The sequence below is a fragment of the Bacteroidales bacterium genome (assembly GCA_035647615.1).
Classification (GTDB): Bacteria; Bacteroidota; Bacteroidia; order Bacteroidales; family 4484-276; genus SABY01.
The window spans coordinates 51,768-60,116 of the sequence record DASRND010000012.1 but is presented as its reverse complement, the minus strand read 5'-3'; the positions used below and the strand labels follow the sequence as shown (position 1 = coordinate 60,116).

The 8,349-nt window shown below is 45.9% G+C and carries 4 protein-coding genes; 2 read left to right on the top strand and 2 right to left on the bottom strand.

From position 1 onward, the window contains the following. The first annotated feature begins 225 nt into the window (after positions 1–225). Entirely contained in the window at positions 226–1,563 is a 1,338-nt protein-coding gene (locus VFC92_05295; GenBank protein ID HZK07595.1) for a 3-hydroxyacyl-CoA dehydrogenase family protein, read from the top strand. A 25-nt stretch (positions 1,564–1,588) separates the two neighbouring features. Here the strand turns inward: VFC92_05295 and VFC92_05290 are convergent, their stop codons facing one another. Continuing rightward, positions 1,589–2,083: a DUF1648 domain-containing protein gene (locus tag VFC92_05290; protein ID HZK07594.1), complete on the bottom strand. Its 495-nt coding sequence runs from the start codon at positions 2,081–2,083 to the stop codon at positions 1,589–1,591. Between the two features lie 190 nt (positions 2,084–2,273). On the opposite strand from VFC92_05290, the gene VFC92_05285 reads away from it, so the two are divergent. Next, positions 2,274–6,647, top strand: coding sequence for a hypothetical protein (locus VFC92_05285; protein ID HZK07593.1), 4,374 nt, complete (start codon positions 2,274–2,276; stop codon positions 6,645–6,647). A 199-nt stretch (positions 6,648–6,846) separates the two neighbouring features. On the opposite strand, the gene VFC92_05280 is transcribed toward VFC92_05285, so the two are convergent. After that, positions 6,847–8,349 carry a kelch repeat-containing protein gene (locus VFC92_05280; GenBank protein HZK07592.1) on the bottom strand — a complete coding sequence of 501 codons (1,503 nt, stop codon included), beginning with the start codon at positions 8,347–8,349 and terminating at the stop codon, positions 6,847–6,849.

The window sequence follows — 8,349 nt, the reverse complement described above, 5'->3', positions numbered from 1 at the left end:
TGAGAACTGAAGACTGAGAACTGAAGACTGAGAACTGAAGACTGAGAACTGAAGACTGAGAACTGAAGACTGAGAACTGAAGACTGAGAACTGAGGACTGAGAACTGAGGACTGAGAACTGAGGACTGAGAACTGAGGACTGAGAACTGAGGACTGAGAACTGAAGACTGAAGACTGAAGACTGAGAACTGAATAAATTAACAAACTAATAACAAACCAAGAAATATGACCTACGACGAAAGATTACAAAAAGTAAGTGTGCTGGGCGCTGCCGGCAAAATGGGGAGCGGCATCCTGTTGCTCGCCGCCGTGGAGATGGCCGACCTGAGTCTGATGCCTGAAAATCGCGACAAAAACTTTGTGCTGAACGCCATCGACCTCTCCGAAGAAGGGCTGGCCGGACTGATGGAATATCTCAAGGCGCAGGTGCGCAAAATAGCCGAGAAAAAGATGGAGTGGCTGCGCGAGGTTTATGCTAATCGCGAAGATCTGATGGAAAACGGTGAGATTGTGGACGAATATATTTCTAATGTGCTCAACATCGTGCGCCCTGTCACCAGCATGGAATCGGCATACGATAGTCATCTCATCTTTGAGGCCATCGCCGAAAATCCTGATCTTAAAACCAGCATCTTCAAAAAAATAAATGAAAACAGCGAGGGTGAGCCCTGGTTTTTTACCAACACCTCTTCCATTCCCATCGCCCGCCTCAACGACTCGGCCAACCTGAACGGACGCATTCTAGGGTTTCATTTTTACAACCCGCCTGCGGTGCAGCGATTGGTGGAACTGATCACAATTCCTGGCAACAGCGCTGTAATGATTGATTTTGCGAAAGCTTACGCCAAAAATCTGCGCAAGGTGTTGGTGCCCAGCAACGACGTGGCTGGGTTTATCGGCAATGGCCACTTTATGCGCGACGCACTTTATGGGATTTCCGAAGCGGAAAAGTTGACCGAAAAGTTCAGCTTTGCTCAGGCCGTTTATATCGTCAACAAGGTGACACAGGATTTTCTGCTGCGACCCATGGGTATTTTCCAGCTTATCGACTATGTGGGCGTCGATGTGGTGCGCTTTATCCTGGCCGTGATGAATCCTTATCATGAAAATGAAAACCTGCATTCTCCGTTGCTCGACAAGCTGTTCGATCAGGGTGTGAAGGGCGGCCAGAACTCAGATGGTTCCCAAAAGGATGGATTTTTGAAATATGAAAAAGGGAAACCGGTGGCCATTTATGATATTGATAAAAAACAATATGTCGGGATGGACGAGCTGGCGGCGGAAGGCGATAAATTCCTGGGCGCTTTGCCCGAGGGCTGGCAGCCATGGAAAGCGGTGAATTTCAGCAAAGAAAAAAACCAGTTGCTTGCCGGATATTTTGAAAAGCTACAGCAAATGAAAACTACCGGCGCCGAAATGGCCACCCGCTACAACCGTCGCTCCAACAAGATTGGCAGCGAACTGGTGGCGCGTGGTGTAGCCAACAATGCCGATGATGTAAATACCGTGATGCTTACCGGGTTTTTCCACGCTTACGGGCCGATTAATTATTATTTGAAATGATGGCGACCCCTGTGGTCTCCAGTGTTTATCCCTTTTTTCCAGCTTTAACACTCCACACCAAAAACCCTGGCAGGAGTATAACAATCACTCCGAAAAAGGTGGGAGGAAACCACGCGCCCAGATCTGCTGCCTCGCCATGGGCCAACCGAATGGTTTGTATTACGATGTAGGCAAAAGTCGCTGTGAGGAAAACTTTGAACAGTTGCATCAGCACGATGATTTTGGGAAGCATGCTCAATTCCTCCGGTTTTGGCTTAGCGTATCGCGATGGACGGGCGGTTAGCAGCAAGTTGATGCCTGAAAACAGGAGAAACATTACTACGCCAATGACAGGCAACATCCAAAGTGCAGATTTAGCACTGTAGTGGTCGGGCGTGCCGCTGAAGCCATAATGCGTGGGAATTTGTTCGGGCAGATCGGCGTACCAGATTGCCGGGATAACTATCAGAGCAACCAGCGCTACCCAACTGATAACTTCGAGTATTTTGGCCGCAGTCGAAAAACGAACTCTGTCGCTCATGTTTTTTTTGCGCAAAGCTATTGTTTTATTAAAAGCTCAAAAGAATGTTTTCACGTGCGGTTTTAAAGTCAAAAATGATTGGAAGTGACCTGCCACGCACCTCCTGCCGCTTATCTTAATTCGAAATTTGTAAAATGAAATTTTAAACCAGAAAAACGTAGTTTTGTCACCATTAAACAATCAACGGATAATGAAGAAATTTTACCTTACTTTATTTGCAGCAGCGTTTTTACTGATTGCTCCTGGCCTGCGCGCCCAGAATCCCATCGGCACCAAACAAATTATCGACGGGCGCCTTTACATCGACGGGCTTCCGGTATTTACCGAAGCGGATCTGGCACCATTTGCCGATCTGCCTAAGCTTACATTAACGCTTGCCTCACGCGGGCGTGAGTTGCCGGTGATGGTCGACAATTCGCAGCGACCCTGGTTTCGGCCAATCTTCGATCAGGTAGCGCTCGAATGCGGCCAGGCGAGCGCAGTATCCTATACCTTTACCTACGAGATAAACCGCTTGCGCGATTTGCCAGCCAATATTCCCGACAACCAGTATGTAAGCCATTTTGTGTACAACTGGGGTGGCAACGGCAATGGGCAGGCCAGCGCCTATTTCGATAGCTGGGATATTGTTAAGCATGTCGGAACGCCAAACGTCCCCGACTACGGCGGTTCGCTTTCCTACGGCGGCAGTGCTCGCTGGATGTCCGGGTACGACAAGTATTACAATTCAATGAAAAACAGGCTGTGGGATTTTTACAGCATCGACGTTACCACTGAGGACGGTCTCAACACACTCAAGCACTGGTTCGATAATCATCTGGAAGGTGAGGCTACCGGCGGTATTGGTAATATTTATTCCGCTGTGCCGAGCGCAAACGCTACCTTGCCGCCAGGAACTCCGGAAGCCGGTAAGCATGTGATCTTGCAAATGTCAACCTATGCCAATCACGCCGTGGCGATTGTTGGTTATCACGATTCGATACGCTACGACCTGAATAACGATGGACAATATACCAATCACCTCGACATCAACGGCGATGGTGTGGTCGATATCCGCGACTGGGAGATTGGCGGCGTGAAGGTGGCCAACAGTTATTATGCTTCCGCCTGGGGCGACGCCGGTTTTGCCTGGTGTCTTTACAGCGCGCTGTGCCGTACCTTGCCGCAAGGCGGATGCTGGAACGGGTCGGTGCATGTGGTTAAAGCAAAAGAAAACACCGAACCACAGCTTACCTATAAAGTTAAGCTAACGCACAATGTTCGCAACACCTTGAAAGTGATGGCCGGCGTGGCCGTAACACCGGGAGCCACCGAACCGGAATACATCATCGACTTCCCTATTCTTGATTACCAGGGTGGCACCAAATATATGACCGGCGGCAGCAACGAATCCGATAAAACCCTCGAGTTTGGACTGGATGTTACACCGCTCCTCGATTATGTCCAAACCGGGCAGCAGGCACGCTACTTTCTGCTCGTCAACGAAAAGGATCCTTATAATTCCGGCACCGGTATGATCAACAATTTCACATTAATCGATTATACAGAAGGGATGATGATACAGACGCCATGCTCCCAAACCAATGTGCCACTCACCGAAAATGGACTTACCACACTTTTTGTTAGTAGTTCTGTTACCTTCACCAATCCGCAGGTGCTCAACGTCGACCTGCCCCCGGCCACCATCAACGAGCCTTATAATAATCAGATGATTGGTACGCAGGGGACATATCCGTATCAGTGGAAAATCAAACAGAAATATAGCAGCCAGAGCGGCACGCAAATTTTCCCGATAATTAACGATCAACAACTTTATCCTAACAATCAATCCACTGGATATGTGACCAAAACCATCGACTTTGATTTTCCGTTTTACGGTAAAAATTACCACGATATCACCCTGCATACCGATGGTTACATCATGTTTCGGGAGGACCACTATCCCTGGACTTTTATAGTGGATCAGTATAATCTTTTCAGAAATATGCGGTGTATTTCGCCACTGATGTGCGATCCAATCGGCGTGGCGGGCGGTGGTATGTGGTACGAAGGAAACAGCCAGAAAGCTACCTTCCGATGGAGGACTTCTGAATATGGAACCAGCAATATGCAAGATTTTGCCGTCAGCCTTTATCCCGACGGAAAAATAGAGTTTTATTATGGCTACCTCATTATAGCTTCGTGGAATCGCTGGTACGCCGGAATTTCGGAAGGCGACGATTTTAACTATGAGCTACTCGATATTTCCAACACTCCGGTGGCGGCCAATACCAAGATTACTTTAGAACCCGACTATGAGTTTACCGAAATGAGTATTACCGAGAAGGGTCTGTTCAGCGGTTTGCCCACCCAGCCCTACGAAGCGTCCGAAATAGAATTTTCGTTGAAAGATGCCAACGGATTGAGAAATTCAAAAATGCTTTATTTCTCTACCGAAGGCGCCAACCAAGTAGTAATACGCGATGTATTGGTGCAGGCCGGCGATAACAGCATCATCGAAAATGGCGAAACGGCCATACTGTCGGTGGAGCTTAAAAATATTAGTCAGGAGCCGGCTTTGGTAACTTTAATGAAAATTGCCATCGGCGATCCTTATGTAACCCTCATCGACAGCTTGCAAACGCTTACCACAATACAGCCCGGGCAAACGGTGATGCTGGAAGATGCTTTTAGCTTTTCGGTAGCCACCGATGTGCCCAACAACCACGACCTTATCTTTAACACCACCATACAAGATGCAACGGATGTATACAACAGCCACATTTACCTGAAGGCCTATGCTCCCGCGCTGGCAATTGGGAATATAACTTTCGACGATGGCAACAATGGTTATCCCGAACCCGGCGAAATCATTGCGGTGATGGTGAACATAAAAAATACCGGCGGTGGCCGCGCCACCAATGTTCAGGCACATCTTATGAACGCCGATCCTTATGTGAGCATCACCCAGCCAAATTCCGTCATTGCTTTTATCAATGGAGGCGCTACAGGGGTTGCTGCGTTTGAGGTTTCTATAGCCGAAGATGCTCCGTTTGGCTACAATTGTATGTTTAGTGTTACAGCCACAGCCGATTATGGCTTTACCACAGAGAGCTTCTTTGGTATGTCCATTGGCCTTTTTATCGAAGATTTCGAAACCGGTGATTTCTCGCAGTACGACTGGGAATTTGCAGGGAATGCTCCGTGGGTTATCGATAACTTTGATCCATACGAAGGTCAGTGGTGCATGCGGTCGGGTGAAATTGACCACAGCCAAAACAGCGAAATTTTTGTGACCATGGATGTCCTCATCGCCGGGAAAATAAGTTTTTATTATGTAGTGCAAAGCGAAAACAACTACGACTTTCTGAAGTTTTATGTCAATGGCGAAATGAAGGCACAGTGGGCCGGAGATACCGGATGGGGTTTTGCCGAATTTGATGTGCCGGCTGGCGAAACCACTTTCCGTTGGGTTTATGTAAAAGATTATTCCGTATCGACTGGATTGGATGCCGGATACATCGACTATATCACCTTTCCGCCCACGGGCCAGGAAACGATGGCTGTTTCGGCAGGCCCCGATATGAGCATTTGCGAAGACCACAATCCCGTCATTCAGGGTTTTATTATTAATGCAACAACCATTTTCTGGACTACTTCCGGCGATGGAACTTTTGACGATCACGCAGTTACCCATCCTGTTTATACGCCGGGAACAAATGATATCGACAATGGCGTGGCTGAACTTATGGTTACCGCTTGGGACAACCAGAACGCACACACCTCGGATGAGATGATACTTTATATCTCGTTACTCCCCAACGTGTTTGCCGGTAACGATCTGCAGGCGTGCGATAACCGGCCAGCAGTGGAAATCTCCGGAAGTGTGGTGAATGCTTTGGTGCATGTATGGATTTCGGCTGGCGATGGAACATTTGGTAATGACAACAGTTTGACGACCGATTATTTTCCGGGTTTGGAAGATGTTCAGTATGGATCGGTGGAGCTTATGCTTATGGGCAAGAGCTTGTTGCCATGCACCGGTTCCGTCGAAGATGCCCTGACGATTACATTTATACCCGCACCCGTAGTGACCTTCGATACGCTACCGCTGCTGGGCACCAATATGCCGCCCTACGAACTTTTCGAAGGAAATCCTGTCGGCGGCATTTACGAAGGTCCGGGTGTGATAGATGGCTGGCTCCATCCCGACGTTGCCGGCGTTGGCTTGCATACGCTCCGTTATACCTACACCGACGATAACGGCTGCACCGAAAGCGCTGAGCAAGTAGTAGAAATTGTACTTTACGTAAATATCGCCTCCGCCATGCACCACGAGGTCACTATCCGCCCCAACCCGGGCACAGGGCTTTTTACCATTTATGGTTCCGGTTTACTTAATGATCCATTTCAGCTAAAGCTGATTGATGCCGCCGGGTATGTTGTGATGGACAAACCGCTGGCACCGCTGCCCGCGGGCGAGCCGCTGCTGCTCGACGCCACAGGTTTTGCGCCGGGGATGTATTATCTGCAACTGATCGGCAGCGATGGCGTGGTGACTCGAAAACTGGTGATTAGCCGCTAAGATTGTTTAAAAGATAAAAAACCCCTCTGGAAGCAGCTTTCAGAGGGTTTTTTTAATGGAGTGCTAACTGTCGGCGGTATGAAACGTTGGGGATTGCAGGCGACTTTCCTGTCCACAAACACCGAACTTGATGCGCAGCAGGATGCTCGAATAACCACTCAAACCCCAATGTTTTATACAATGTGTTACACACATTATGTTATTCTTTATCGGGGTTAAATTCCCAAAAATCATTTAGCACGTCAGTTATGTTTTTTCTACCAGTACCAAGGTATCCCTTATTGCAAATAGTGAAACTAACAGGTAATTCTCTTTTATCGCCCGGGAAATTCTGAACTCTAACCCAGGTATCGATTGATGGTGAATATTCATAAAAATCAAGATGTTCACCACCCCAAATCCCGCCTAATCCGGCGTAGATCTTATTGCTTATAGCGAAACAAGCTATTCCATCTCGATTACTTCCTGGTAGATCAGCCTTTTTTGTCCAGGTATTTGAAGTAGGATCATAGCACCATAAATCTTTCAATAACTTATTTCCAGGCCTTTGTCCCGCAATTAAATACCCTAATCCATCACAATTTACACCTGATGTGAAAAACCGATAGTCTCCTGGAAACCTATCAATTTCAGTAAACTCGTTGCTAGCTGGTGAGTATTTATAGGATCCACCTTGTGAAAAGATATAAAGCTCATTATTTAAAACGAAATAGGCATCACTATGGGTTTTAATTCTGTCATCTTCAAGAACCTTTGTCCATTTATCCGTTTCAGTTTCATAGCTCCACAAATCGTGATAATAAGTATCGCCACCTGAGCCAAATCCTAAATAAGCTATATTTTCAATTACACATGCAACTGAAAATGCTCTTGGATTGCCAGGAAAATCCGCTTTTCTACTCCAAGAATTAGTTTCTGGATTAAGAGCAAATAAATCGTTGAATTCATCACCGTAAGGTTGTTTCCCAAAACAAACATAACCAACATTGTTTAAAGAAAAAGCAGTAGCGCCAAACCGGCTGTTTCCAGACATATTGTAGGTTTTTTTCCAATATGTAAAAGCTCTAAATTTATGATTTGACTTAACCTGTTTATTGTAAATACTGATAGTAATGTATTCTTCAATATCTGTATCAATATCTGGTACTCTAAAAACTATTCGATTATTAGAACAACTATCAACCGGTACTGTTTTGTCGCCAAAATAAATAGCTACTTCATTCTTATCATTCCCAAAATTATTTCCTTTGATAACAGCCTTTGAACTTGAATACCCCTTTAGGGGAATTATTTCAGTTATTTCAGCTGGTAACCCACCATTAGATGTAAATTTTATAGTATTACCATAAACCAAAAGATTGTTAGTTTTCAAATAAGCCCTTACCAACTGTTCTGTGTCTTTAATTAAGTTGGAACTAATTTTTGCACTATAGCTGCCAATATTTGCAGGATTATTCAATGCTATTTTATTGGCTGTTTCAATTTCAGGTTCACTCGTATCCCATAAAAAACCGTATTCAATAATTTCTTCATTTCCGGTACTGATAATTTTTCCATTAAATACAACACTGGTATTAGTTATGTCAGAGACTTCGGTTGTTATTAAATATGGGTAATCTTTTTCTCGAATTTCAGCTTCTTTTTGACAGCTTTGAAATAACACCAGGCATAAAAGCGTGAAAAATAAAACGGCTTTTTTCAT

Bases quoted from the DNA above. Each gene is read 5' to 3' on its own strand.
- VFC92_05295 (HZK07595.1), top strand. From the start codon at position 226: ATGACCTACGACGAAAGATTACAAAAAGTAAGTGTGCTGGGCGCTGCC.
- VFC92_05290 (HZK07594.1), bottom strand. From the start codon at position 2,083: ATGAGCGACAGAGTTCGTTTTTCGACTGCGGCCAAAATACTCGAAGTT.
- VFC92_05285 (HZK07593.1), top strand. From the start codon at position 2,274: ATGAAGAAATTTTACCTTACTTTATTTGCAGCAGCGTTTTTACTGATT.
- VFC92_05280 (HZK07592.1), bottom strand. From the start codon at position 8,349: ATGAAAAAAGCCGTTTTATTTTTCACGCTTTTATGCCTGGTGTTATTT.